Annotated in this window: 23 protein-coding genes; 13 read left to right on the top strand and 10 right to left on the bottom strand. The window is 71.3% G+C overall.

The features are described from left to right. Both FMEAI12_RS37925 and FMEAI12_RS08565 read right to left on the bottom strand, forming a co-directional pair. The coding region (locus tag FMEAI12_RS37925; RefSeq protein WP_235013827.1) for an SOS response-associated peptidase family protein at positions 1–222 on the bottom strand (222 nt) is incomplete at its 3' end. A 168-nt stretch (positions 223–390) separates the two neighbouring features. After that, complete coding sequence (locus tag FMEAI12_RS08565) at positions 391–1,146, bottom strand: M50 family metallopeptidase (RefSeq protein ID WP_112105607.1); 756 nt, start codon at positions 1,144–1,146, stop codon at positions 391–393. 230 nt (positions 1,147–1,376) lie between these two features. Here FMEAI12_RS08565 and FMEAI12_RS08560 point away from each other — a divergent pair, with 230 nt between their 5' ends. The 4 genes from FMEAI12_RS08560 to FMEAI12_RS08545 all read left to right on the top strand — a co-directional run bounded on the left by FMEAI12_RS08560 (position 1,377) and on the right by FMEAI12_RS08545 (position 4,778). Continuing rightward, entirely contained in the window at positions 1,377–2,099 is a 723-nt protein-coding gene (locus tag FMEAI12_RS08560) for a 1-acyl-sn-glycerol-3-phosphate acyltransferase (protein ID WP_112105603.1), read from the top strand. Positions 2,100–2,158: 59 nt separating this feature from the next. Continuing rightward, complete coding sequence (add, locus tag FMEAI12_RS08555; protein ID WP_112105602.1) at positions 2,159–3,247, top strand: adenosine deaminase; 1,089 nt, start codon at positions 2,159–2,161, stop codon at positions 3,245–3,247. A gap of 142 nt (positions 3,248–3,389) precedes the next feature. Beyond that, positions 3,390–4,019, top strand: a complete 630-nt coding sequence (locus FMEAI12_RS08550; protein WP_112105601.1) for a hypothetical protein — start codon at positions 3,390–3,392, stop codon at positions 4,017–4,019. An 87-nt stretch (positions 4,020–4,106) separates the two neighbouring features. Beyond that, positions 4,107–4,778 (top strand): hypothetical protein, encoded by a 672-nt coding sequence (locus tag FMEAI12_RS08545; protein ID WP_112105600.1) that lies wholly within the window; start codon positions 4,107–4,109, stop codon positions 4,776–4,778. Between the two features lie 40 nt (positions 4,779–4,818). On the opposite strand, the gene FMEAI12_RS08540 is transcribed toward FMEAI12_RS08545, so the two are convergent. Together FMEAI12_RS08540 and FMEAI12_RS08535 are read right to left on the bottom strand one after the other, a co-directional pair. Beyond that, entirely contained in the window at positions 4,819–6,201 is a 1,383-nt protein-coding gene (locus tag FMEAI12_RS08540; protein ID WP_020459795.1) for a cation:proton antiporter, read from the bottom strand. A gap of 182 nt (positions 6,202–6,383) precedes the next feature. Continuing rightward, the gene (locus FMEAI12_RS08535) at positions 6,384–7,646 is read right to left on the bottom strand and encodes an alkane 1-monooxygenase (RefSeq protein WP_112105599.1); all 1,263 of its coding nucleotides are present in this window, start codon (positions 7,644–7,646) and stop codon (positions 6,384–6,386) included. Positions 7,647–7,877: 231 nt separating this feature from the next. Here FMEAI12_RS08535 and FMEAI12_RS08530 point away from each other — a divergent pair, with 231 nt between their 5' ends. The 6 genes from FMEAI12_RS08530 (at position 7,878) to FMEAI12_RS08505 (ending at position 14,728) form a co-directional block, all read left to right on the top strand. Next, positions 7,878–8,213, top strand: coding sequence for a hypothetical protein (locus FMEAI12_RS08530; protein WP_235013826.1), 336 nt, complete (start codon positions 7,878–7,880; stop codon positions 8,211–8,213). A 57-nt stretch (positions 8,214–8,270) separates the two neighbouring features. Further along, positions 8,271–9,191, top strand: coding sequence for an AEC family transporter (locus tag FMEAI12_RS08525; protein ID WP_112105597.1), 921 nt, complete (start codon positions 8,271–8,273; stop codon positions 9,189–9,191). A 240-nt stretch (positions 9,192–9,431) separates the two neighbouring features. Next, positions 9,432–10,343 (top strand): 3-hydroxybutyryl-CoA dehydrogenase, encoded by a 912-nt coding sequence (locus FMEAI12_RS08520; protein ID WP_112105596.1) that lies wholly within the window; start codon positions 9,432–9,434, stop codon positions 10,341–10,343. A gap of 47 nt (positions 10,344–10,390) precedes the next feature. Further along, positions 10,391–11,554 carry an acyl-CoA dehydrogenase family protein gene (locus FMEAI12_RS08515; protein WP_112105595.1) on the top strand — a complete coding sequence of 388 codons (1,164 nt, stop codon included), beginning with the start codon at positions 10,391–10,393 and terminating at the stop codon, positions 11,552–11,554. A gap of 164 nt (positions 11,555–11,718) precedes the next feature. Next, the gene (locus tag FMEAI12_RS08510) at positions 11,719–13,827 is read left to right on the top strand and encodes an NACHT domain-containing NTPase (RefSeq protein ID WP_112105594.1); all 2,109 of its coding nucleotides are present in this window, start codon (positions 11,719–11,721) and stop codon (positions 13,825–13,827) included. A 193-nt stretch (positions 13,828–14,020) separates the two neighbouring features. Then, complete coding sequence (locus FMEAI12_RS08505) at positions 14,021–14,728, top strand: metal-dependent hydrolase (RefSeq protein WP_112105606.1); 708 nt, start codon at positions 14,021–14,023, stop codon at positions 14,726–14,728. 42 nt (positions 14,729–14,770) lie between these two features. Here the strand turns inward: FMEAI12_RS08505 and FMEAI12_RS08500 are convergent, their stop codons facing one another. Next, positions 14,771–15,490: an alpha/beta fold hydrolase gene (locus FMEAI12_RS08500; RefSeq protein WP_235013825.1), complete on the bottom strand. Its 720-nt coding sequence runs from the start codon at positions 15,488–15,490 to the stop codon at positions 14,771–14,773. 149 nt (positions 15,491–15,639) lie between these two features. Between FMEAI12_RS08500 and FMEAI12_RS08495 the strand changes: the two genes are divergently transcribed. Together FMEAI12_RS08495 and FMEAI12_RS08490 are read left to right on the top strand one after the other, a co-directional pair. Further along, positions 15,640–16,107 (top strand): TIGR03668 family PPOX class F420-dependent oxidoreductase, encoded by a 468-nt coding sequence (locus tag FMEAI12_RS08495; protein WP_200835226.1) that lies wholly within the window; start codon positions 15,640–15,642, stop codon positions 16,105–16,107. Positions 16,108–16,235: 128 nt separating this feature from the next. Beyond that, positions 16,236–16,736 carry a hypothetical protein gene (locus FMEAI12_RS08490; RefSeq protein WP_235013824.1) on the top strand — a complete coding sequence of 167 codons (501 nt, stop codon included), beginning with the start codon at positions 16,236–16,238 and terminating at the stop codon, positions 16,734–16,736. Positions 16,737–17,004: 268 nt separating this feature from the next. Here the strand turns inward: FMEAI12_RS08490 and FMEAI12_RS08485 are convergent, their stop codons facing one another. From FMEAI12_RS08485 to FMEAI12_RS08475, 3 genes are all read right to left on the bottom strand, one after another. Continuing rightward, a complete protein-coding gene (locus tag FMEAI12_RS08485; RefSeq protein ID WP_112105591.1) occupies positions 17,005–17,853 on the bottom strand; it encodes a hypothetical protein in 849 nt (282 codons plus the stop codon). Positions 17,854–18,728: 875 nt separating this feature from the next. Further along, a complete protein-coding gene (locus tag FMEAI12_RS08480) occupies positions 18,729–19,226 on the bottom strand; it encodes a GNAT family N-acetyltransferase (RefSeq protein ID WP_020459772.1) in 498 nt (165 codons plus the stop codon). A gap of 133 nt (positions 19,227–19,359) precedes the next feature. Beyond that, entirely contained in the window at positions 19,360–19,629 is a 270-nt protein-coding gene (locus FMEAI12_RS08475; protein WP_041253986.1) for a DUF1778 domain-containing protein, read from the bottom strand. A 307-nt stretch (positions 19,630–19,936) separates the two neighbouring features. Between FMEAI12_RS08475 and FMEAI12_RS08470 the strand changes: the two genes are divergently transcribed. Continuing rightward, entirely contained in the window at positions 19,937–20,263 is a 327-nt protein-coding gene (locus FMEAI12_RS08470) for a YkvA family protein (RefSeq protein WP_020459770.1), read from the top strand. Positions 20,264–20,412: 149 nt separating this feature from the next. On the opposite strand, the gene FMEAI12_RS08465 is transcribed toward FMEAI12_RS08470, so the two are convergent. Continuing rightward, positions 20,413–23,205 carry an aconitate hydratase gene (locus FMEAI12_RS08465; RefSeq protein WP_112105590.1) on the bottom strand — a complete coding sequence of 931 codons (2,793 nt, stop codon included), beginning with the start codon at positions 23,203–23,205 and terminating at the stop codon, positions 20,413–20,415. 477 nt (positions 23,206–23,682) lie between these two features. Next, complete coding sequence (locus tag FMEAI12_RS08460) at positions 23,683–24,930, bottom strand: glycosyltransferase (protein WP_235013828.1); 1,248 nt, start codon at positions 24,928–24,930, stop codon at positions 23,683–23,685. Between the last annotated feature and the right edge of the window lie 5 nt (positions 24,931–24,935).

Here is a 24,935-nt window from a genome sequence, read left to right as displayed (position 1 = left end):
CTCACCAACCTCGCCGCTTTCGCCGGCCCCGCCGGTGCCAACGCCAGCCGCCGGCTCACCGTGCCCGGTGCCGCCCGGTGGCCGACGCGCGACGACGATCGGCATCACCGTGGTCGGGGCGACGTTGTAGCTCTCCGTCACCCGGCCGCCCGTCTCGTCCGCCGCGGACATCGCCGCGGCGAGATCGTCGGCGCTCAGAGTCTGGGTATACCTGCCGCACATGTCTGAGCAGTCTTCCAGCTCCCACCGACACTTCCGGCCAACCAGCACCGGCCCCCGCCGACGGGCGATCAGAAGGGCCGTCCAGAAGGGCCGTCCAGGAGAGCCGTCCAGGAGAGCCGTCCAGGAGAGCCGTCCAGGAAGACCGGCCAGGAAGGGTCGCCGGGAGGATCAGACGACGAGCGCGGCCGCCGCGGTCGCCAGGCAGCCCAGCGAGAGCAGTCCGAACGCGCCGACCCAGAAGGCACCCGGCAGTCCGGTGAGGCGGGCGAGCTGGTCCGGGTCGGAGTCCCGGGCGCGCCGCTGCCGCCGCTGCCGCTGGACCTCGATGATCGGCCGCACCGCCCCGAGCAGCAGGAACCAGGTCGCGTAGGCGGCGAAGCCGGCCTGGACGTCGTCCGCCGCGAACCACGAGATCCCGAGCACGACGACGGTGCTGACCAGCACCGACACGACACCGAAGGCGTTGCGGACGACCACCAGCATGACCAGCAGCAGCGCGACGAGGATCTGCAGGAGCAGGCTGATCCGCCCGGTGGCGAGCAGGCCGGAGGCGCCCAGTCCGAGCAGCGACGGCGTCGTGTAGCCGGCGGCGACGGTCAGGATGACCCCGGGCCCGGTCGGCCGGCCCGAGGACACCGTGACGCCGGAGGTGTCGGAGTGCAGGCGCACCCCGGCCAGGCGGCGGCCGGTGGCGACCGCGGCGAGGGCGTGCCCGCCCTCGTGCGCGATCGTCACGACGTGACGGGCGGTCGGCCAGGTGCGGCCGCTCGCCACAGTGAGCAGCGCGACGACCCCCGTGAGGACGAGGATCCAGTGCGCGGGGGCCGGCTGCGCGTCGAGGCTCCGGCTCAGCAGATCGGACGTGGCTGCCCCTCTCCTCGTCGCCGGTGGATTGTCGCCGGCGGACGGACGGTACGCCGCCACGATCGTCCCGCATGAGCCGCCCGGGTCCAACGCCCCGGTATGGCATCGTCCGTCGGCTCGCCGACAGCACGGAGCCGGGCGGGGCGCGGCCGGACGGGGCATCCGGTAAATGCACGACTCGCGCCGCCCCGTGGCGCACGATGGGTCCGCGCACGCCGGGTGGCGGGCGGCGGGCGGCGGACCGCGAGGCACCGATCTGACGGCATACCGATCTGGGGAGGATTCGCGGCATGGCGGAGTACGTGTACCGACCGGTCATCCATACGGCGCTGGGGCTCTTCCGCGCGTTGCGCCTGCGGCTGGACATACGTGGCGAGGAGAACGTGCCGGCCGGCGGCGGGGCCATCGTGCTGATCAACCACGTCTCCTACCTGGACTTCGCGCTCGCCGGGGTTCCCTTCTGGCACGCGCGGCGGCGCATGGTCCGGTTCATGGCCAAGAAGCAGGTGTTCGACCACCGCGTCAGCGGGCCGCTGATGCGTGGGATGCACCACATCCCGGTCGACCGGGCGGCCGGGGCCGGCTCGCTGATCGCGGCGGTGCGCGCGCTGCGCGAGGGCGAGCTCGTCGGGGTGTTCCCCGAGGCCACGATCAGCCCGAGCTACTGCCTGGCGCCGTTCAAGTCGGGCGCCGCCCGGATCGCCGCCGAGGCCGAGGTGCCGGTGATCCCCCTGGTGCTCTGGGGCAGCCAGCGGATCCTGACCAAGGGCCGCCCCCGCAACCTGCGCGCGGCTGTCGGCACGCCGGTCTCGATCACGGTCGGCAAGCCCATCCCGTACTCGGAGCTGCCGGATGCCCGGACCGGCACCGCGCTGCTGGAGCTCCGGATGGGCGAGCTGCTCGACGACGCGCAGCGCCGCTACCCCGCGCCCCCGCCGGGTGAGTCCCCCTGGTGGCTGCCCGCCCATCTCGGCGGATCGGCGCCCGAGCCCCCCGCCCGTCCCGCCGGCTGACCCGCGGCCGGCTGCGGAAGAATCGTGGACGGACCCGCAGCACGGACCGGAGGACAGACGTGAGCGACCCCGTGACCGGTCAGGTCACCGACGAGGTGACGGACGAGCAGTTCGTGGACGGGCTGCCCAAGGTGGAGCTGCACGTCCACCTGGAGGGCTCGATGCTGCCGGCGACCCTGCTGCGGCTCGCCCGCCGCCACGGCGTCGACCATCTGCCGACCGACCTGGACGCCCTGCGGGCCTACTACGAGTTCCGCGACTTCGACCACTTCATCGAGGTCTACCTGGCCGCCGTCCAGGTCCTGCGGGACGAGGAGGACTTCCGCCTGCTCGCCCGGGAGACCGCGCTCGGGCTGGCCGCGCAGCGGGTGCGCTACGCGGAGATCACCTTCACGCCCTTCCTGCACGTCCAGCGCGGCATCGACCCCGCGGTCGTGTTCGCCGGTGTGGAGGCGGGCCGGCTCGACGCGGAGCGCGAGGCCGGCATCCAGGTGCGCTGGATCACCGACATCCCCGGCCTGCCGGGGACGGACAACGTCACCTCCGGGGAGCGCACCCTGGAGCTGGCCCTGGCCCACGGCGGGGACGGCGTGATCGCGCTGGGCCTGGGCGGGCCCGAGATCGGGGTGCCGCGGCCCCAGTTCGGCCCGGTCTTCACCGCGGCACGGGACGCCGGCCTGCACTGCGTCCCGCACGCGGGCGAGACGACCGGGCCCCGGACCATCTGGGACTCGCTCGAGTACCTGCACGCGGAGCGGATCGGGCACGGGACCAGCGCGCTGGGCGACCCGGCGCTGGTCGAGCACCTGCGCCGGCACCGCATCCCGCTGGAGGTCTCCCCCACCTCGAACCTGTGCACCGGGGCCGTAGCCAGCTACGGGGTGCACCCGCTGCCGGAGATGATCGCGCAGGGCCTCCAGGTGAACCTGAACAGCGACGACCCGCCCATGTTCAACACGACGCTGCGCGCGGAGTACCTGCACGCGCTGCGCTCGCTCGGGCTCTCCCGGCAGCAGGTGTTCGACGTGGCCGCCGCGGCGGTGGAGCACTCCTTCCTGCCGGCGGACGGCAAGGAGCGGCTGCGGGCCGAGTTCACCGCGGCCGCGGCGGATCTCGGCGTCCGTCCCGCGGCCCCCGCGGGGAGCTGAGCAGGCCCCGCCGGGGCCTGGCACGCGCTGGCGGAACCCGGACAGGCGTTGCGGGAACGGGCGTCCCGCGTTTATGGGGTGGGCCCACGGGTACCGCAGCCGACGTCGTTGGTGATCAGCCGATTCGTACGGAGGTCACGCCGTGTCGGCGCTGGGATGGTTCCTGCTGGTCCTCGTTCTCGTAATCCTGGGCGTGGTCCTCGTTGGCGTGCTCGGGGGTGCCCGGCTGGCCCCGGGCGGTTCCGGCCGGGCGCTGCGCAGTCGTTTCGGGCCGGAGTACGACCGTGCGGTGGAACACAGCGGCGGGGATCGCCGCGCGGCCGAACGCAGGCTCGCCGAGGTGGCCCGGCGGCGCGACGAGCTTGACCTCCAGCCGCTCGACGAGCCCGCCCGCGCCGGGTATCTCACCCGCTGGGACGCCGTCCAGGCGCGGTTCGTCGACGACCCCGCCGGCTCCGCCCGCCAGGCGGACCGGCTCGTCGTCGAGGTGATGCGCGCCCGGGGCTACCCGGAGTCGACCTTTGACGAGCGGGCCGACCTGATCTCCGCCGAGCGGCCCGAGCTGGTCGCCCCCTACCGGGACGCGCACGCCCACGCCGAGGCCCCGGCGGGCGGCCCCGACACCGACGGCCCCGACACCGAGGAACTGCGCACCGCCCTGGTCCAGCTGCGCGGGCTCTTCGGATGGCTGGTCACCGGCGAGACTGAGCCGCGGGACCAGGACGCCCAGAGCTCCCCGGCCCTGGCCGGGCCCCCGCGGCAGCGCACCTGACCGCTCGGACGTCCCCCGCCGCCGGCAACGGCACCGGGCGGGCCTGGCGCACGACTCGGCCGAGACTCCAAGGCAGGAGGACCCGCAATGAACACATCCGACGCACGCGAGCCCGAGATGGCACCGCCGTCCGGGAAGCGGACCACCGACGGCGGCCCGTCCGCCCGTCCCGCCCCCGGCCCGGCCGGCGCGCCCACGGCCCAGGCGGACCGAACGGCCAGGGTGGACCAGGCGGACGACCGGGCTGCCCCTGCGGCTTCGGCGCTGCCGGGCACGGCGGCGGAGCCGGACGCCTCGGCGTACGCCCTGGTCGGCGACGAGCCGGGGTTCACCATCGGGACGAGCGGCCCCGCGGCACCGCCGGACGCCGTCCGGGACAAGCCGGGCGACGGTGATCCGGCCAGGGCCGGCCGCCCGACCCCTGCCGGCTCGGCACCTGGCGGCCCGGCATCAGCCGGCTCGGCGTCCGCTGGCCCGGCAGGTGCCGGGCCGACGGCCACCGAGGCCACCTCGTCCGGCGAGCCGGAAGGCGCGTGGCGGCAGGTCCTGATCGACTTCGTCGACCATCCCCGCCAGGCGGTCGAGAAGGCCGACCGGCTGGTGGACGAGGCGGTCCGGTCGCTGACCGACCGGATCAGCCGGGAGCACTCGGGGCTGCGCTCTGCCTGGCACGACCACGGTGAGCCGTCGACCGAGGACCTGCGCAAGGCGCTGCGCGGCTACCGGGAGTTCTTCGAGAAGATCCTCAGCGCCCGCTGACCCGCGGGTCAGCGGGCGCTGGCCGGGGGCTGGCCGGTCCTCAGGGGCGTTCGGCGTCGAGGCCGCGGGGCGCCCCGACGGAGCGGCCGGCCAGGTCGAGCTCGCGCAGCTGCTCCTCGGCGGTCTGCTCCACCCGGCGCATGGTCGCCCGCAGGATCGGCGGCGTCATGATCGACGTCACGACCGCCACCAGGACGATCACGGTGTACGTCGCGGTGGAGAGGACGCCGAGGCGCAGGCCCGTCCCGGCCACGACGATCTCGATGACGCCGCGGGCGTTCAGGCCCGCGCCCAGCGAGAGCGCCTCCCAGTGCCCCAGCCGGCTCGCGCGGGCACCGATGTAGGCACCGGCGAACTTGCCCAGGATCGCGAGTCCGAGGATCACGACGGCGGCGAGCGCCACCTCCGGCCGGGTCAGCGCGGTCAGGTCGATGCGCAGCCCGGCGGACGCGAAGAAGATCGGCGCGAGCACGCCCATGACCATCAGGCGGAGCGGTTCGAGCCGCCGGATGTCCAGAGTCGGCGTGGACCCGAGCAGGATGCCGGCGATGAACGCGCCGAGGATCGCCTCCAGTTTGAGAGCGTGCGTCCCGGCGGCCGCGGCGAGGATGAAGACGACCGCCACCGCGATACCGGAACCCGATCCGGTGCCGCCGGTGTCAGCCGTTTCAGCCGTTTCAGCGGACGGCCTGGCAAGGCCGCCGGCGGCGACGGCCAGCCGGGCGAGCGGGCGGCCGACAACGAACGCCGCGGCGACGACACCGATCACGCTGAGCACCGGCCACGCGATGTCGCCGCCGCGCACCCCCGTTGTCGCCATCGCGGAGACCACCGACAGCAACGACCAGCCGACCGCGTCGTCAACCGTGGCGGAGGCGAGGATGAGCTGGCCGACGTTGCGGTGCAGCAGCCGCATGTCGTGCAGGATCTTGGCCGCGACGGGGATCGCGCTGACCCCCATGGCCACCCCGAGGAACAGCGCGAACTCCCCGCGGTCGGCGCCGTCCGCCAGCAGCGACTCCGGCAGGAGCAGGCCCGCGCCGATCCCGAGCCCGACCGGCAGCACGAGGCCGGCGATGCTGATCCGCGCGGCGGTGGCTCCCCGCCGACGGACCATCCGCATGTCCATCTCGATGCCGGTGAGGCCCACCAGAAGGATCACGCCGATCTGCCCCAGCGCGTCGAGCAGGTGCATCTGGTCGGGCTCGGCGGGCAGCAGCCAACCCGAGAACTCGGACGCGACCGCCCCGAGCAGCGACGGGCCGACCACCACGCCCGCGAGCAGTTCGCCGACCACGGAGGGCAGCCCGAGTCGGATGGCGAGACGACCGAGCCCCAGCGCGAGGCACAACAGGACGGTCACCTGAAGAAGAAAAATGAGCAATGAATGATGGGACAACGAGGCCACCGGGGCCGCTGTCACGAATGACGTCTCCGTCGCGTTCACTGCGCCAGCCCTCGCCGCCACGTAGTCGTTTCAGCTCGCCGTCCACCGGGTGAATCAGGTGCGACGAGGTTAGCGCCCAGCCGAAGATCCCGGGCCCGACTGACAAGAATCGGGACCTCCGGGAAGGCGGTGATGGCTTTCGGTTCGGGCTTGCCGCTTCAGCCCGCCGAAACGCGATCGGGCAACGCATCGACCTCCGACGCAGCGGGCGCAACGGCCTGTGGCGAAGCGACCGCTGGCACGGCGGCCGCGGCGCCGCCCCCGCCATAGCGGGCGACGAGCCGCGCGCGCCGCGCGGGGTCGAGATTGGCCCGGGTCACGTCACCGCCGTAGTGCGCGGCGACCCTCGGATCCATGACTCGGAACCAGAACCGGGGGAACAGCGATGCGACGATCATCGAGCCGTATCCGGCGGGAAGCTGCGGAGCCGAGGCGAAGGACCGCAGCGACTGGTAGCGCACGGTGGGGTGCGCGTGATGATCGCTGTGCCGGGGCAGGTGGTACAGCGCGAGATTGCTGATGACGTCGTCGCTGTTCCAGCTGTGCCGTGGGTCGACCTTCTCGTACCGGCCGGCCGCGGTCCACTCCCGCGCCAGCCCGTAATGCTCGATGTAGTTGACCGACTCCAGCAGGGAGAAGCCGACGACCGCCTGCAGTACGAGGAAGGCGAGCACCGCCGGCCCGAACGCCACCGCGAGAACCCCGAACAGCACCGCCGTGTAGCACCAGGCGGAAAGCACCTCGTTGCGCGGTGACCAGGGCGAACGACCACGCAGACGCAGCCGGGCCGCCTCGAGCGCCCAGGCCGACCGCAGGCTGCCGACGACCGTGCGCGGCCAGAACCGCCAGAAGCTCTCCCCCATCCGGGCGCTGGCCGGATCCCGCGGCGTCGCGACGTGGACGTGATGGCCCCGGTTGTGCTCCACGTAGAAGTGCCCGTAGGCGGCGGGCGCCAGCATGGCCTTCGCGAGCCGGCGCTCGACCCGGGCGCGCTTGTGGCCCAGCTCGTGCGCGGTGTTGATACCGATCCCGGTGACCGTGCCGAGCGCGAGGACGACCGCCACCCGCTCGATCACCGACAGGTCGCCGCGCGTCCACGCCCAGCAGCCCATGAGCAGCGCGACACCGGCGAGCGGCAGATAGAGGTAGGTGCACCAGCGGTAGTAGCGGTCGGCGTCCAGCGCCTCGCGGGTTCCCTCCGGGGCGCCGACCGGGTCCTTCGGGGTCGTCGCGTCGAGTACGGGCAGCAGCACGAACACGAAGGCGGGTGTGAGCCACCAGGGCAGGCCCGAGCCGGTGCGGTGCCAGAGCCCGAACGAGACGATCGGCAGCAGCGGCGGCAGCAGCGCCGTCAGCCACATGTAACGCTTGCCGTCGCGCCAGGCGACCCCGCCCGGGCCGACGAGCACTGGCGCCGTCATCTGCCGCCCTCCCAGCCTGCCGGGCCCGCCTGCCCAGGACCCGGCCTCGTCCGCCCGAGCAGTGTCACATCCACCACCGACAGGAACAATCGACCCAGGTGGAAGGCACCCGGCAGCCACCGGCGGTTCACCGACCGGTCCCGCCGGGACACCCCGGCGGTGCAGACTGGCACCGTGAGGCCGCAGAGCGAACCGCCGTCCAGCCCGACGCCCGGACCGACGGCCGTGCCGGTGGGTGCCGTGCCGGAGGTGGCACGGCACGGGTCGATGACCGATGCTCCGCCGTGGATCGGCGGTGTCACGATCGGCACGCTGTTCCTCTCGGCGGCCGTCCTCATCACTTACACGCTCCTCCCACTGCCCGGGCAGGAGTCCCTCGGTGATCTGAACTACGTCGTCGCCGGGCTACTCTTCGCCGGCCACATCACCTTCACCCGCCTCTACCGCACCCGGCTGGCCCGCCCGGCCAGCGGAAGCTCGCCCCACCGGCCGGGCCACGACCCCGACGGAGCGGGCCCACCAGCCAAGCCAAGCCGACCGGAGCCCTCCGACGCCCCGGCCGAGTGACGCAGGCGACGCGTGCGAGGCGATTTCGGCCGGCCTGCGGGCTGAGACGATGCGTCGGTGTCCGCCCTGGTCGTCGTACTTGTCGGCCTTGTCGCCGGGGTGGTGGCGCAGCGCTCGTTCCAGCTCCCTGACGACGCCCCGCGGGCGCTCAACATCTGGCTGCTCGACGTCGCCCTGCCCGCGCTGACCCTGCACGTGCTGCACGGCGTGGAGATCCCGTCGAACGTCGCGATCGTTGTGGCCGCCCCGTACCTTCTGTTCGCCGTCACCGTGCTGATCTACCTGGCGGCGGCACGGCTGATGCGGCTGCCGCGGGAGGTCGTGGTCGCGCTGGTGGCCGCGACCGCGGTGGCGAACACCTCGTTCGTCGGCATCCCGATGGTCACGGCGTTCTTCGGCGAGCAGTGGGTACCCGTCGCGCTGCTCGCCGACCAGCTCGGCTCCTCCCTGCTGCTGAACACCGTCGTGCTGGTGCTGGTGACGGCCACCGCGGGTGCCGCGTCGACGCCGCTGGCGGTGGCCCGCAGGGCGTTGGCGCGTCCCTCGCTCATCGCCCTGGTGCTGGCGCTGGCGCTGCGCCCGGTGGGCTTCCCCGCCTGGCTGGACGAGGCCCTGGCCTCGATCGGGGCAACACTCACCCCGCTGGCCCTGTTCTCGGTGGGCCTGCAGCTGCGGCTGCCGGCCGTCCGCCGGTGGCGGCGTGAGCTGGCCCTGGGGCTGGTGGTGAAGCTGGCCGTGGCGCCGGTCGTGGTCCTGGGCTGCTACGCGCTCGCGGACGCGCTCACCGACCCGGACGTCCTCACCGACCCGAACGTCAGGGTGGCGTTGTTCGAGACCGCCATGCCGCCGATGGTCGCCGGGGCGATCATCGCCAACCGGCACGGCCTGGCGCCGCCGCTGCCGAGCCTGCTCGTCGGGGTGGGCGCTCCGCTGTCGGTGCTCACCCTCGCGGTCTGGTCACTCCTGCTACACCCGTAACACCAGATCACCGGATGGGCGCAAGCAACTACAAGGGCGTCCTATAGTTGGATAGGGGGACTATCCAGAGGTCGCAGCCGCCGCACGGGCAGACGAGACTCCTCCACGGGCGGCAGCACGCGGCGGTCGCCTGGAGGCGGCGTCGCCCCGAGACCGCTGTCCCCCGGGGACGGCGGTCCGCCGGGCGGCCGCACCGCGCACGGCGCCAGACACGAGCAGCACGAGAACGGAGGCGGCCACGTGGCCGAGACCCAGGCGGAGCAGGTACAGACCCCGAGCGAGAGCCCGGTGGCCGGCGAGATCCGGCGGATCGGCGTCGTCGGATGCGGTCTGATGGGCTCCGGAATCGCCGAGGCGTGCGCCCGGGCGGGACTCGACGTCCTGGTCCGGGAGGTCGACGCCGGCGCTGTCGAGGCCGGCCGCCGCCGGATCACCGCCTCACTGGACCGCGGCACCCGCAACGGCAAGCTCCAGGAGGCCGACCGGGACGCGGCGCTGGCCCGCCTGTCGTTCACCACCGACCTCGGCGACTTCGCCGACCGCCAGTTCACCGTCGAGGCCATCGCCGAGAACGAGCAGGCCAAGACCGAGATCTTCGCCGCCCTCGACAAGGTCGTCGCCGACGACTCCGCGATCTTCGCCTCGAACACGTCATCCATCCCGATCATGAAGCTCGGGATGGCCACCAACCGGCCGGACCAGGTCCTCGGCGTGCACTTCTTCAACCCGGTGCCGGTGATGCGGCTGGTGGAGCTCGTCCCGTCGCTGCTCACCTCGGAGCGGGCCCTCGCCCGCGCCCAGGAGTTCGTGACCACCGCGCTGCACAAGGAGGTCATCCGCTCGCAGGACCGCGCCGGTTTCGTGGTGAACGCGCTGCTCGTGCCCTACCTGCTCTCGGCCATCCGGATGCAGGAGTCCGGCTTCGCCTCCGCGGAGGACATCGACCTCGGCATGGTGCTCGGCTGCGCCCACCCGATGGGACCGCTGCGGCTGATCGACCTGATCGGGCTCGACACGGTGAAGGCCGTCGCCGAGTCGATGTACGAGGAGTTCAAGGAGCCGCTGTACTCGCCGCCGCCGCTGCTGCTGCGGATGGTGGACGCCGGCCTGCTCGGGAAGAAGACCGGGCGCGGCTTCCACAGCTACGCCTGAACCACCTGACCATCGCCAGGACCAGCTAGGACGAGGACGGCACGGACGTGGACCCGAACTTCGACACCTACCGGCTCACCGACACCCACGTCGCCGTGCGCGAGGCGGTGCGCGATCTCGCCGAGAAGGAGATCGCCCCGTTCGCCGCCGACGCCGACGAGAACGAGCGCTATCCCGTCGAGGCCCACAACGCGTTGGTCCGCTCCGGGTTCAGCGCCGTACACATCCCGGAGAGCTACGGCGGCCAGGGCGCCGACTCGGTGACGACCTGCATCGTCATCGAGGAGGTGGCCCGGGTCTGCGCCTCCTCGTCCCTCATTCCGGCGGTCAACAAGCTCGGCACCATGCCGATCCTGCTGTCCGGCTCGGAGGATCTGAAGAAGCTGGTCCTGCCCTCCATCGCCAGCGGGGAGGCGACCGCCTCCTACGCGCTCTCGGAACGGGAGGCCGGCTCCGACACCGCGTCCATGCGCACCCGGGCGCACCTCGACGGCGACCACTGGGTCCTCAACGGCACGAAGACCTGGATCACCAACGCCGGCGAGTCCCTCTGGTACACCGTCATGGCCGTGACCGACCCGAACGCGGCGAAGCCGGCCAACGGCATCTCGGCGTTCGTCGTCCGGGCCGACGACCCCGGCTTCGAGGTCGGCTCGAAGGAGCGCAAACTCGGTATCAAGGGCTCCCCCACCCGAGAGATCCACTTCGTCAACTGCACGATCCCCGCCTACCGCATCATCGGCGAGCCCGGCACCGGCCTGCGCACCGCCCTGGCCACCCTCGACCACACCCGGCCCACGATCGGCGCCCAGGCCGTCGGCATCGCCCAGGGCGCGCTGGACGCGGCGATCGGCTACGTCCGCGAGCGCCGCCAGTTCGGCCGCGCGATCGCCGACAACCAGGCCGTCCAGTTCATGCTCGCCGACATGGCGATGAAGATCGAGGCCGCCCGGCACATGGTGTACGTGGCCGCGGCCCGCGCCGAGCGCGGCGAGCCGAACCTCGGCTTCATCACGGCCGCGGCGAAGTGCTTCGCCTCGGACGTCGCCATGGAGGTGACCACCGACGCCGTCCAGCTCTTCGGCGGCGCCGGCTACACCCGCGACTTCCCGGTCGAGCGGATGATGCGCGACGCGAAGATCACCCAGATCTACGAGGGCACCAACCAGATCCAGCGCGTCGTCATGTCCCGCGCCCTGCTCAAGGGCTGACGAACCCGCGTTTCCCTGGCAGCGGCCATGATCCGGGCCACCCACCGATCAAGGGTAGGCGATCCGACTCCCCCGGCAGCCACCTACCACCGGCTGGCCATGGCACGGTCAACGCGCTCACCCCCGAGCGAATGTATATAGCGCAGTGTGGATAAATGCTTGCTATGAGCATCAGCGGGGGGCGCGGGGAGGCACAACGCCCGTTCTGGCTGATAGCTGGCGGCGCAGCCGTGGCCGTCGGCTGGGCGGCGGGGCTGGCCGGGCAGGGTGGCTGGGCTGCCGTGCTAATCGCGGTCGGAGTGCTACTGCCGGTCGCGGCCTTTCTGGCGGACAGGGCCTTCGCCCGTGCTGGGGGCCTGGACATCGAGAGGGTCGCCGACCGGCTCGCTGACCTGGTGCGCGATCAATGGGACACCGAAGCGACCCGCCGCGGGGTGGGCGGCCCGCCGCTGGAGGTGTTCTGGCAGGCCGCCGACGCCGACCTGGTCCACAGCTGGCCCAAGCTGCGACAGGAGGCCGTGGATGGACGAAACGGACCGGTATCCGGCACCCCGGGCAGCGGGCCGGGCGGCCTCGCCGGTAGTGGCGCGTTGCTCGCGGCCTACGACCGCAGCCCCTGCGGGCGGCTGGTCGTGCTCGGCGAGCCCGGGGCTGGCAAGACGGTCCTGCTGGTGCGGTTCGTCCTGGACCTGATCGGCCGCCGCCAGGCCGGCGAGCCGGTGCCGTTGCTGGTCCCGCTGGCCTCCTGGATCCCCGACTGGCAAAGCCTGTACGGCTGGCTGGAAGACCAGATCCTGCTTGAGTACCCCCACCTGTCCGCCGTCGATGCGGCCACCGGTGACACCCGGGCTGGAGCGCTGCTGCGCGCCGGGCTGATCCTGCCGGTCCTCGACGGGCTGGACGAGATCCGCGCCGGCGGCACCGACCAGGCTCTCGCCTCGATCAACGACGAACTCCCCGGCGACATCGGGCTCGTGCTGAGCTGCCGCACCGACGAGTTCCGCGCAGCCGTGCGTCCCGACCCCGACCAGCGGCCGATCCACCTCGACGGCGCCGCCGGCATCCACGTCCTCCCCCTCACCTCGACGGCGATCAGGGGCTATCTGCTGGCCGGTGCCGGCAGTGACGGCCCACTCCGATGGGCACCAGCCCTGACCGCTCTGGCTGACCCGACCTCGTCCGTCGCCCAGGCGCTCACCACCCCGCTGACCGCCTTCCTCGCCAGCACCGCCTACAACCCACGGCCCTGGGAGTCCAGCCTGGGCCTGCCCAGTCCCACCGACCTGTGCGCCCTGCCCACCGCGGCCGCCGTCGAACAACACCTGCTCGCCGGGTTCATCCCCGCCGCCTACCGGCCACACCCCCACCAGCCGACCCGCTGGACCATCAAGCAGGCCACCCGCTACCTGGCCTTCCTCGGCCATCACCTCGAACACCGCCTGCACACCACCAGCCTCGCCTGGTGGGAGATCCCCGGCGCGACCCCCGGCACCTACCGGATCCTCACGGTCGGCATCACGGGCGGGCTCGCGACCGGGCTCACGATCACGCTCACGGCCGGGGTCGTGGCCGGGCCCACGGCCGCGCGCACGGCCGCACTCACGTTCGGGCTCCCGTTCGGGCTGGCGGCCGGGCTGGCGGCCGGTCTCGCGTTCGTGCTCGCGGGCGGCCTCGGGTATGCGCCTCCGGCGCGGACCGCGCTACGACTACCTCGAGGTCCCGTTCTTCTGAGTGGGCTCGCGGCCTGGCTCGTGGTCGGGCTCCCGATCGGGCTCACGGACGGGCCTCCGGCCGGGCTCACGGTCGGGCTGATGTGCGGGCTCACGGTCGGGCTCGTGGGCTGGGTCGGGCTCGACGCCCCTGTGAATACACAATCGAGCGTCGAACCCAGGTACACCCTGAGCCAGGACCGCGCGAGCGCCCTCGTGAACGGACTCGCGTTCACACTGGCGGGCGGGCTCGCGGTCGGGCTCGCGTTCGTGCTCCTGGTCGGATTCATGGCCGGACTCGCGATCGTGCCCCCATTCATGATCGCGATCGCCCTCGCGCTCGGACTCGCGGCCGGGCTCTCGGGCGGACTCGCGATCGGGCTCGCGTCAGCATGGGGACGACTTGGGCTGGCCCGACCATGGCTGGCCGCACGCGGCCAGCAACCCCTGCGCCTCGTCACTTTCCTCGAAGACGCCCACGCCCGCGGCGTCCTGTGCCGGGCCGGCGCGGTGTGGGAGTTCCGCCACGCCGACCTCCAGCGCTACCTCGCCGGCCCGCCCTGAGGCGCGCACCCCGGCCGGAGGCTTCGCCGCGGTCCGGATGGCCCGCGCCCGGTGGCCCCGGTCGGCTGCCCTGATTGTCGGCCTGATGAAGGGATGGCACTTTGGCGTGTCACGGGCGTTGCGCCCGGTGGACCCGTTAAAGTCCACCGGTGCTGATCATTGGGGTCCTGGTCGTCGGGGTTGAGCTGCTGTGATGGGGCAGACGCACGTGCTGAGCGGAGCGGTGGTCTGGTTGGCCGCCGTGCCGGTCCTCTCGCGGGAGGAGTGGCTGGGGTCGTACGCGCTGTCGCTGTCGTCCCAACAGGTGATCGCCGGCGCGGTGGTGGCCGCGGGCGCCGGGCTGCTGCCCGACATCGACCATCCCTCCGGCCGGATCGCGAACACCCTCGGGCCCGTCACCAAGATCCTGTGCCGCTGGGTGGGCCGGGCCTCCGGCGGGCACCGGCACGCCACCCACTCCCTGCTGTTCGCCGCCGCCATGGGTGTGGCCATGGGGCTGCTGGCCACCCATTTCCAGTACGGCTGGTGGGCGGCGCTGTACATCCTCGTGGGCTTCGGGCTGCGCGGCCTCGGCCTGGACTTCGAGGGCCACCCTTTCTGGTCCGGGCTGAAGGACTGCGCGGCAGCCGGGGCCGCCATCTACCTCATGCACGGCCTCGACATGAGCTTCGCCGGTTACGCCGTCGCCATCGGCTGCCTCGCCCACCTGCTCGGGGACTGCCTGACCCCCAGGGGCTGCCTCCTGCTCTGGCCGGTGAACTGGCGGATGGAGACCGTCCTGGTGCCGAGAACGGACGGCCGGGTCGAGCGCCTGGTGGTGGTTCCGCTGCTCACCTGCGCGGCCGTCGTCCTGACGGCCCGGGTCCTGATCGGCGATCATCCGATCAGTTGGCTCAGCTGACCCGCCCGCGGCCGAATCCCGCGCGCCGCGAGAGGCGCGGGACTACGCCTTCCCGGACGCGCGCCGAACCGCCAACCGGACAAGCCCGGCGAATTCAGCCGGTGCCGTGCGATGGGCGAAGTGGTCGCCAGGAAAAGTCACGAGCTCGACGTCACGCACCACCGCGACCAGGTGCTGCTGCATCACGACGACGGGGAAGCTCTCACTGAAGCCGTACACGACGGGAATCTCCAGCGCGGCGATGTCGTACGGCGGTGTCGGCGCCCGGGTCGACCTTTCCTCCGTGACGAACGCGCGGGCCTGCGGCCGGAGCCGAAGCCGCGCCTCGGCGCTCATCGCGTCGTATTTCGCCCCGAGCATCAGGCGCATGCCCGCGTCCTCAGGGTCCTCGCTCCACAGCATCTGCCGCATGCGCCGGTCGTCCCACCCCGGCACCCACGCCATCACCGTCTCGTAGAGCACCACGGCCGCGACGCTCTCCGGCGCCCGCACCGCGGCCCCGGCGGCGATGACCCCGCCGAACGAATGGCCGACGACGACCGCGCGGCGGCCGTCCAGAACCGCGACGAGATCCTCGATGTGGCCGTTCACGTCCACCGGTGCGCCGGTCGCGTTCGTCGACGTCCCGTAACCGCGGCGGTCGTACCAGCGCATGCGGCACTGGGACGCGAGCAGGTCGACCACCCGGGAGAACGAGCGCCCGCTGTCGAGAACACCGTGCACGAACACCACGAGCGCCTCGCCCTCGCCAGCCTCCGTCACGGCCAGGTCCACGACAAGGACAGTAGTAGGCCTGGTGCCGACGCCGCGGCGGTGGTGCACCCGCACGTGCGCCGCCGACCAGGAACATCCCGGCTGGCCGCCAGGCCGGACGCACCGGCCCATCGGAACGGCTGGCTATGGTGAGTGCCGTGAACCTGGACGAGGCCGAATGCCGCGTTCGCTTCGCGGCGGCACGGGTCGCCCGCCTGGCAACGGCCGGCGTGGACGGCCAGCCGCATCTGGTGCCGGTGACGTTCACCCTGGACGACGATCAGGTCGCCATCGCCGTCGATCACAAACCGAAGCGCTCGACGGCCCTACGGCGGCTGGCGAACATCGCCGCCAACCCGCGAGTCAGCCTCCTCGTAGACCAGTACACAGACGACTGGGACGGCCTGTGGTGGGTTCGGGCGGATGGCCGCGCACGAGTTGTCACGGATGGCGACGAAGGGGTGAAGCGGGCGGTGGCGATCCACCACCTGGCGGCAAAGTACGACCAGTACCAGGCCGTCACCCCGACCGGACCAATTGTTTTCGTCCAGATCGAGAAATGGCAGGGTTGGGCGTTCACAGCCCGCCAGAGGGCCCAAGGAGTCGATGGCGCGCCGGAGACGTAGACGCTCCCGCAAGGAACCCCGTCCCGGCACTGTGGAGAGCCAGGTACTCCCTCGCGGGGGGATGCGGTTCCGACTAGTCTTCGATCATGGTTGAGTCGCGGGAGGCAGGCAGCGGCGGATCGCCGGCCGTGGCCCCCGAGCACCTTCTGGCCCCTCGCCAGCGGATCGAGGCCGCCGCTGCCGCGGCCCTGGCCGAGCTGCCACCCCATGGCCGGTGGATCACGGTGACCGTCGAGGACCCGGACGACGACGACCTGGCCTACGCGCTGGCACTGGTGGTGCGGGACCGGACGACCGCGGCCGAGGTCGCCGCGCATCTGGGGGTTCCCGTCACCGAACCCGAGGTCATCGGCTGGGCGAGCGAGTGGGTCGTTTCGGCGCGCTACCGGGGCAGTGCGGCCGGCACATCCGTGAGCCCGACGACCGACCCAGCCGAGCTGGCAGTCGATCTCGCGGACTGGCTGCAGACGTTCCTGGCCGACGACTTCATCTCCGACCCCGTGCCACCGTGCCCTGGCCATCCGCACCCGATGCGGCCGGTGGTACACGAGCGGAAGCCATGGTGGACGTGCCCCCGGGACAGCGGGCTCGTCAGGCCCTGGCCGGCCCAGGTCACCGACCAGAGCTGACACTCGAAAACGTCGCCCACGAGATCGCGGGCGGCGGACAGCCCAGCAGCCGAGCGATGTCCCACACCCCACAGGTACGAGTACGCGGAACCGCGTCAATCGGTGAGGCGCCGCCGGCCGGCCGACGGCGCCTCGTCGCTTTTCCGCTGAATCCAGACAGCTTCTATCCCGCCGAAATTCGGCAGGCATTCCTAACCCGCTATGCAACCGGAAGGGGCGCGGGAGTCACCGGCGACGGGGTGGTGATCACGGTGGGCTGATCCGGCTACTAAACCCCTGCCCACGGGTACTTGTGCTCGTGGTGCTTCGAGTTGTACCAGAGCACCTTCTCGAGAGTAAGCTTGATCTTCTTCTTCACCAGGTCCTTGTAGTGGCGGTCGTAGCCACCGACCGGCTGGTAGGCGGCGGCTACGTCTCCCGCATCGTCCCCGTCTTCCACGTAACCGTCGGACTCGTCACCGTCGGACTCGTCACCGTCGGACTCGTCACCGTCGGACTCGTCACCGTAGGACGGCCAATCCTTCTTGTCGTGGTGCTTCTTGTCCTTGCCGTCGTACCAGACGACCCGCTCGTAGCTGAAGGCGTCCTTACGCTTCGAGACATCCTTGTGCTTCTTGTCGGGCTTCCCGTGGAGATCACCGGAAGCCAGCGCCGCGTCGGCGACCTCAACCGGGTCGACAGCACCGACCGAGACACCGGGAACCGGCAGCGGGGCGGCGAGATCAGCCTGGTCGTCGGACTCGTCACCGTCGGACTCGTCACCGTAGGACGGCCAATCCTTCTTGTCGTGGTGCTTCTTGTCCTTGCCGTCGTACCAGACGACCCGCTCGTAGCTGAAGGCGTCCTTACGCTTCGAGACATCCTTGTGCTTCTTGTCGGGCTTCTCGCGGAGATCACCGGAAGCCAGCGCCGCGTCGGCGACCTCAACCGGGTCGACAGCACCGACCGAGACACCGGGAACCGGCAGCGGGGCGGCGAGATCAGCCTGGTCGTCGGACTCGTCACCGTCGGACTCGTCACCGTAGGACGGCCAATCCTTCTTGTCGTGGTGCTTCTTGTCCTTGCCGTCGTACCAGACGACCCGCTCGTAGCTGATTGCGGTCTTCTCCTTCTTCACCTCCGGCCCGCCCCCCGGCACCAGGGCCTGTGCCGAGGTGGCGCTCGCACCCAGGGTGACGGCAACGGAAACGAGGCCCGATGTGGCTAGAATGGCCGTACGCCGCCCTATTTTGCTTGTCATCTTCTACCTTTCAGAACGATCTTTTGCAGTAGTTCTACGGTCGTCAACCTAGCGGCCCGACCTCCCTTACAGCGGCAGCACAAAAGAGGCGTGTCTCCAGCGAATTAACGGCGTCTGATCCGACACATTTAGGTGAATGCGAGAATTCCTCGAACCGGCTCTCCGACACCCGTCAGCCAATACGGCCCGCCCCGGCCAGAAAAATCGGATCGAGAGCGAAGGAGGCGGATTCCAGTCCGGACCATCCGACCATAATCGCCACCGAAGATACCCGAGGACCGCCCGTAAAAATAAGGCTGATTCGGTGCGGCGCACCGGTTCCAGCGTCCGAACGAATAGTTTTCAACCCCCGCAACCGCACCAAGCCACCGCCGGCGACTCGAGTCTTTCCGGCACGACCGCAGCAGGTTGCCCATATGACAGCACCTGGATTAGGCGATATCTTTTTTCGCAGACAGCGAAGAGTCCATATCTGGCGACCAATTTCCCAGACGGCGGTGGTCACACAGAATCCGGCGCAGACCGCACAGGCGGCGCCTCCTGAGATCCGCAGCCGGAAACCCGCGTTCCTCATATTCGTGCGCGGCGCGGCGCGATGTCGAGGAAAACCGGGATGCAGAAGCAGACCGGACCGGTGCGACGACGTCAAGTGTCAGCGAGACGGCCCGGCATGGTGGTCATGTCCCGCGCGCTGCGCAGGGACCAGTACACGACCCGGGCCAGGTGCACGAAGTCAGGCCAGGTGCACGAAGTCAGGCCGAGGAGCCGGCGGCGTTCTGCAGGGGAAGCAGCACCAGATGCGGGTCCAGCGCGGTGGGCACGAAGCCGAGGTGACGGTAGAACGACTGTCCGTCGGGTGCGGTCGCGTGCGCGCCCAGCAGCGGGGTTCCGACCATGCGGCGCACCGTGAGCGCCCGCATCGTCGCGTCGCGGACGAGCCGGGCACCGACCCCCCGGCCCTGATAGCGGACGTCCACGGCCAGCCGGCCGACGAGCATCATCGGGACCGGGTCCACGGGCCGGCGGGAACGCCACCGCGAGGCCGTGCCGACGCGCTCGGCCGCCGCGGTCGCCAGGCAGTAGTAGCCGGCCACGGTGGAGCCGTCCAGCAGCACGAACGTGCTGGTGATGCGTTCGCGCTGGTGGTCCTTGGCGTGGTGGCGCAGCCAGCTGTCGAGGACGGGATCGCCACAGCCGAACGCGACCGTGTCGTGGTCCTCCACCAGGGCCGACGGCTTCGTGAACGGCACGGGCCGAATCCTTCCAGGCATGGTCGATCTCGTCGTGGGGTCGATCTACCGGGATCGACGGGGGCAGCCGGGGCGGCGGGCCTGCCGCCCCGTCAGGGCAGGTGGAGCTCGTCTACGGAGACACAGGTCCCGCCTACTCCTGGCCTGGCTCCTCGTCGAGCAGCTTGCGCAGCCGCGGGTTGTCGGTGGGTGGCGCCTGCAGCATCGCGTCCAGTTCGGCCCAGGCGGTCTCGGAGACCCTGAACAGCCGACGGTCGGCGAGTACCTCGCGGGCGTAGCGCCGCATGCTCTCCACCGCGAACAGCTCCAGGCTGAGGCCCTCGGCGTCCGCGGCGGACCGGATGATCTCGGCGTCGTCGGCGGGCAGGCCGAACGTGATTCTCTCGTCCTCAGCGGAGGTCATGCTGGCAGTTTGCCGTCCCGCTCCACGACATGCGACGCCGGGCCCCACGTCGCTCGTCACACAATCGGGCAACCGGGTGGAGGGCCGAAAAGCACCGGTCACGGAGCATGGTCGGGGCATGTTCGGACCGCTGCGCACCGGGGCATCTCCCTACAGATCATCCATCCGGGACCAACCCCGACGAAGGAGCCGTGAGGACCACGATGGCCGACCATCCAGGGGCACGATCGTCACCGGGACGACGTCCGGGGGCGTGCACGCCCGGTACGGGCCGGGCGGCATGTGACCACCGCACGGAGGAACTGCGATGAGCGACGGTGTGGGCACGGGCCTGGTCGTCGTCCTCGGCGTGATCGCCGCAGTAGGTCTGGTGCTGGTCGCCGGCACCTTCTACCTGCTGCGCCGCTACCGGTTGCCGCTACACGGCGTCGCCGCGACGATCGCCAGCCTGCTCTACGTGATCTCCCCGGTGGACGCCGTCCCCGAGATCCCGCTGGGGCCGGTGGGCCTCGTCGACGACCTCGCGGTGATCCTCGGGGCGCTGTTCTACGTCCGCAAGCTCGTCGACGCCCGCCGGCCGGGGCCGGCGGAGCTGGAAGTCCCGGGCCGCGGTCGGGGCCGCGGCCGTCGCTAGAGCCCACTGCGGGGCACGAGAACCCGCAGAGCCCGAACAGGCGGGATGCGGGCGTGCCCGTCGGGCCCGTCCGGAGGAGAGCGGGCGTGGTGCCCTCCTCCGGACGGACCTGATCAGACCGGATCAGACCGGATCGAACCCAGGTCAGATCAGATCAGCGAGCGCAGGACGTACAGCAGGATCCCGCCGTGGCGGTAGTACTCCGCCTCGCCGGGGGTGTCGATGCGCACCACGGCCTCGAACGAGCTGTCCCCCGCCTGCACGGTGATCGTCGGGGTCTTCTCGTCGACGTCGGCCAGCCCGGTGATGGTGAAGGTCTCCTCACCGGTGAGCCCGAGCGACTCCGCCGACTCGCCGACGGGGAACTGCAGCGGCAGCACACCCATGCCGATCAGGTTCGACCGGTGGATCCGCTCGTAGGACTCGGCGATGACGGCCCGAACGCCCAGCAGTGCGGTGCCCTTGGCAGCCCAGTCACGCGACGAGCCCGAGCCGTATTCCTTGCCCGCGAGCACGACCAGCGGCACGCTCTCGGCGGCGTACTTCTGGGCCGCGTCGTAGATCGCCACCTGCTCGCCGTCGGGGAGGTGGCGGGTGACGCCGCCCTCCACGCCGGGCACCAGCTTGTTCCGCAGCCGGATGTTGGCGAAGGTCCCGCGGATCATCACCTCGTGGTTGCCGCGGCGGGAGCCGTAGGAGTTGAAGTCCCCCGGGGCGACCCCGTTCTCGGTGAGGTAGCGCCCGGCCGGCGAGTCCTTCTTGATGGAGCTGGCCGGCGAGATGTGGTCGGTGGTCACCGAGTCACCCAGGTAGGCCAGCACCCGGGCGCCGACGATGTCGGTACGCGCGGACGGCTTGGCCGCCATCCCGTCGAAGTACGGAGGACGGCGGACGTAGGTCGAGTCCTCGACCCAGCCGAAGGTCTGCGACACCTCGCCGCCGTCACCGACGGGCAGTGCCTGCCAGCGCTCGTCTCCGGAGAGGTCGGCGTAGCGGTCCGCGAACATCTCCGAGGTGATCGAGTCGCCCACCACCTGGGCGACCTCGGTCTCGCTCGGCCAGATGTCGCGCAGGTAGACCGGCTCACCGGCGGTGTCGACGCCGAGCGGGTCGGTGTCGATGTTGATGTCCATCGTGCCGGCCAGCGCGTAGGCGACCACCAGCGGCGGGGAAGCCAGGTAGTTCATCTTGATGTCGGGGCTGATCCGGCCCTCGAAGTTCCGGTTGCCCGACAGGACGCTGACGACCGCCAGGTCGGCGCCGTTGATCGCGGCGGAGATCTCCGGGGCGAGGGGGCCCGAGTTGCCGATGCAGGTGGTGCAGCCGTAGCCGACCAGGTTGAACCCGACCTTCTCCAGGTAGGGGATGAGCCCGGCCCGCTCGTAGTAGTCCATGACCACCTTGGAGCCGGGGGCCAGCGTGGTCTTCACCCAGGGCTTGCGGGTCAGGCCCTTCTCCACGGCGTTGCGCGCGAGCAGCGCGGCCCCGATCATGACCTGCGGGTTCGACGTGTTGGTGCAGGAGGTGATCGCCGCGACGGCGACCGCTCCGTGGTCGATCTCGAAGCTGGTGCCGTCGGCCAGCGTGACGGTCGTCGGCTTCGACGGCCGCCCGTTGACGTCACCGGCGACCGCGTTGACCGAGATCCGGGCGACCGGCGCGTCGGAGGGCTTGTCACCGAACGCGGCCGCCGGGTCGGAGGCCGGGAACGACTCGGCGTCGGCCTCGTCGGCGCCGCCGTTCGCCAGCTCGGTGGGCTTGGCGTAGTTGGCGAGGGCCTCGCGGAACGCCGGCTTCGCCGTCGACAGCAGCACCCTGTCCTGCGGGCGCTTGGGGCCGGCCAGCGAGGGGACGACGGTCGACAGGTCGAGCTCGAGGGTGGTGGTGTACTTCGCCTCGTGGCTCGGGTCGTGCCAGAGGCCCTGCTCCTTGGCGTACGCCTCGACCAGCCCGACGAGCTCGTCGGGGCGGCCGGTGAGCCGCAGGTAGGACAGGGTCTCGGCGTCGATCGGGAAGATCGCGCAGGTGGAGCCGTACTCGGGGCTCATGTTGCCGATCGTGGCCCGGTTCGCCAGCGGGACGTTCGCGACGCCCTCGCCGTAGAACTCGACGAAGCGGCCGACCACGCCGTGCTTGCGCAACTGCTCGGTGATGGTCAGCACCATGTCGGTGGCGGTGGTGCCGGCGGGCAGCTCACCGGTGAGCTTGAAGCCGACGACGGTCGGGATCAGCATGCTCACCGGCTGGCCGAGCATGGCAGCCTCGGCCTCGATGCCGCCGACGCCCCAGCCGAGCACCCCGAGACCGTTGATCATCGTGGTGTGGCTGTCCGTCCCGACGAGGGTGTCGGGGTAGGCCAGGGTGCCCTCGGCGGTCTCCTTGGTGAAGACCACGCGGGCGAGGTGCTCGACGTTGACCTGGTGCACGATGCCGGTGTTCGGCGGCACCACGGTGAAGTTGTCGAACGCCGCCTGGCCCCAGCGCAGGAACTGGTACCGCTCGCGGTTGCGCTGGAACTCCAGCGTCGCGTTGAGCTCGAAGGCGTCCGGCCGGCCGAAGTGGTCGGCGATGATCGAGTGGTCGATCACCATCTCGGCGGGCGCCAGCGGGTTGATCTTCGTGGAGTCCCCGCCGAGCGCGACCATCGCCTCGCGCATGGCGGCGAGGTCGACGACGCAGGGCACGCCCGTGAAGTCCTGCATGATGACCCGAGCCGGGGTGAACTGGATCTCCTGGCTCGGTTCTGCCGCCGGGTCCCAGTCGGCCAGCGCGCGTACGTGGTCGGCGGTGATGTTGGCGCCGTCCTCGGTGCGCAGCAGGTTCTCGAGCAGAACGCGGAGGCTGTACGGCAGGCGGTCGGCCCCGGGCACCGCGTCCAACCGCCTGATCGTGTAGGTGCGATCACCTACCGCGAGTCTGCCGGTGCTGCCGAAGCTGTCCATGGCCTTCGTCTCCTCCTCGTCACCTCACCCGCTCCTCGTCCGCGGGGAGGTCCGACACCAGCAGCGATCACATCCGGTCGACACCGTGACTCGCCACGGTTCGGCCACCTCGTCCCATCCTGGCACTCTCAGGGGTGACGGCGGTGGCTGGAACCGTCGGTCACGTTCCGGCGGGGCCGGTGGGCCTGTGACCATCGCCTCCCGGACGCCGGTGCACCTCACCGGAATCCGCGCCACATTTAATTAGCAAGGCTAAAAATATCAGGTGGTCCGCCCGGACGCGCACCTCACGCCGTGCGGCCGGACAGAACAAGACGATAAGGGTGTCGGCGACCGAGGTGGGATGTCCCACCCGCCCGGAGTCCACCTTGGACGGGTCCAGCTCGCGGAGAGCGCCCCGTCGGAGACGGGCCCGCCTCGCGGCAGGCGCTCCTCGAGAACGGACCCGCCCGCGGAGAAGCGGGCCGCACACCCCGGCTACGACCAGACGGCCGTGATGTCGCGCTGCCAGTTCTCCATCGTGAACGGGGACCGCCGCAGCCGCCGCATCGCCTCACGGCGCTCGTCCATCGTGGGCGGGACGACCGCCAGATCGGCCGCGGTGTTGGCCCAGATCTCGTTGGGGGTGCCCAGCGGCAGCATGGTGATCCCGGGCAGCACCCGGGCGATCTCCCCCACTCCCGGCAGGTCGGACGACAGCACCGGGGTCCCGACCGCGCAGGCCTCGAGCACCACACTCGGCAGCCCCTCGCGCAGCGAAGTCACCAGCAGCAGCGACGAGGTCACCAGCAGCTTCGGGATGTCGAGCCGCTCGCCGATGAACTCGACCCGGTCGGACACACCCAGACCCCGGGCCAGGGTCATCAGCCGCTCGGTCTCGTCCTCGGTCTGGCGCCCGACGATCCGCAGGCGGACGTCGAGCCCCCGCGCGCACATCGCCGCGACGATCTCGATGGCCCGGGCCCGGTTCTTGACCGGGTCCGGGCGGGCGACGTGCAGGACGGTCAGCTGCGGTGTCATGGCCTCCCCGAACTCGTCGAGTTCGGGGAGGTCCGGCATGGGCCGCTGGCCCGCGATGGCCACTCCGAAGGGCTCGAGCTCGACCCCGTTGTAGATGACCCGGCACCGGGGGTCGAGCCGCCAGGTCTCCCGCCACCGTCCGCGCATCGCCGCCTCGCTGGCCGCGAGCAGGTCGGTGGCGAACGCGTCCAGCAGCACCCGCCCCACCATCCGCTGGAGGCGGCCGCGAAGGCTCTCGCCGCTCTGGTCCGCGCCGCTGAAGAAGTGCGCGACACGGCGCGGCACACCGGCCGCCCGGGCCACCGCGAGCACCACGCCCGAGAAGGTCGCCACACCCGAGTGGACGACGTCCGGCCGGACCGAACGCAGCAGCCGGTAGAAGGCGAGCGGGAACCTCAGGCCGGCGCGGCAGTAATGGACCTCGCCGCCCAGTGCCCGGATCTCGTCGTCCAGCGATCCGGGGGCACCCGAGGTGACGCAGAACAGCAGCCGGTACTCCTGCGGGTCCAGGCGCCGCAGGAGGTTGACCGCGCGGATCACCTCGCCCGCCCGGTCCATCCTCGGGAGCACCTCCAGCACCGTCACAGGCCTGTCGCGGTCAGGGCGGGCGGGCGCGGGGTCCACCCGCCTCCCGACCGACGTGCGCTCGCGGTCGTTTCCCGAGCCACGGTGCTCGCCATTGCCGGCGGGCCTGTCGACCGTGATGGGCC

Source organism: Parafrankia sp. Ea1.12 (assembly GCF_900465275.1).
In the GTDB taxonomy this organism is placed as follows: domain Bacteria; phylum Actinomycetota; class Actinomycetes; order Frankiales; family Frankiaceae; genus Parafrankia; species Parafrankia soli.
Note: the sequence above shows the minus strand (reverse complement) of the source record. Positions and strands in the feature narration are given on the sequence as shown.

Bases quoted from the DNA above. Each gene is read 5' to 3' on its own strand.
- FMEAI12_RS08560 (WP_112105603.1), top strand. From the start codon at position 1,377: ATGGCGGAGTACGTGTACCGACCGGTCATCCATACGGCGCTGGGGCTC.
- FMEAI12_RS08545 (WP_112105600.1), top strand. From the start codon at position 4,107: ATGAACACATCCGACGCACGCGAGCCCGAGATGGCACCGCCGTCCGGG.
- FMEAI12_RS08535 (WP_112105599.1), bottom strand. From the start codon at position 7,646: ATGACGGCGCCAGTGCTCGTCGGCCCGGGCGGGGTCGCCTGGCGCGAC.
- FMEAI12_RS08510 (WP_112105594.1), top strand. From the start codon at position 11,719: ATGAGCATCAGCGGGGGGCGCGGGGAGGCACAACGCCCGTTCTGGCTG.
- FMEAI12_RS08505 (WP_112105606.1), top strand. From the start codon at position 14,021: ATGGGGCAGACGCACGTGCTGAGCGGAGCGGTGGTCTGGTTGGCCGCC.
- FMEAI12_RS08475 (WP_041253986.1), bottom strand. From the start codon at position 19,629: ATGACCTCCGCTGAGGACGAGAGAATCACGTTCGGCCTGCCCGCCGAC.
- FMEAI12_RS08470 (WP_020459770.1), top strand. From the start codon at position 19,937: ATGAGCGACGGTGTGGGCACGGGCCTGGTCGTCGTCCTCGGCGTGATC.
- FMEAI12_RS08465 (WP_112105590.1), bottom strand. From the start codon at position 23,205: ATGGACAGCTTCGGCAGCACCGGCAGACTCGCGGTAGGTGATCGCACC.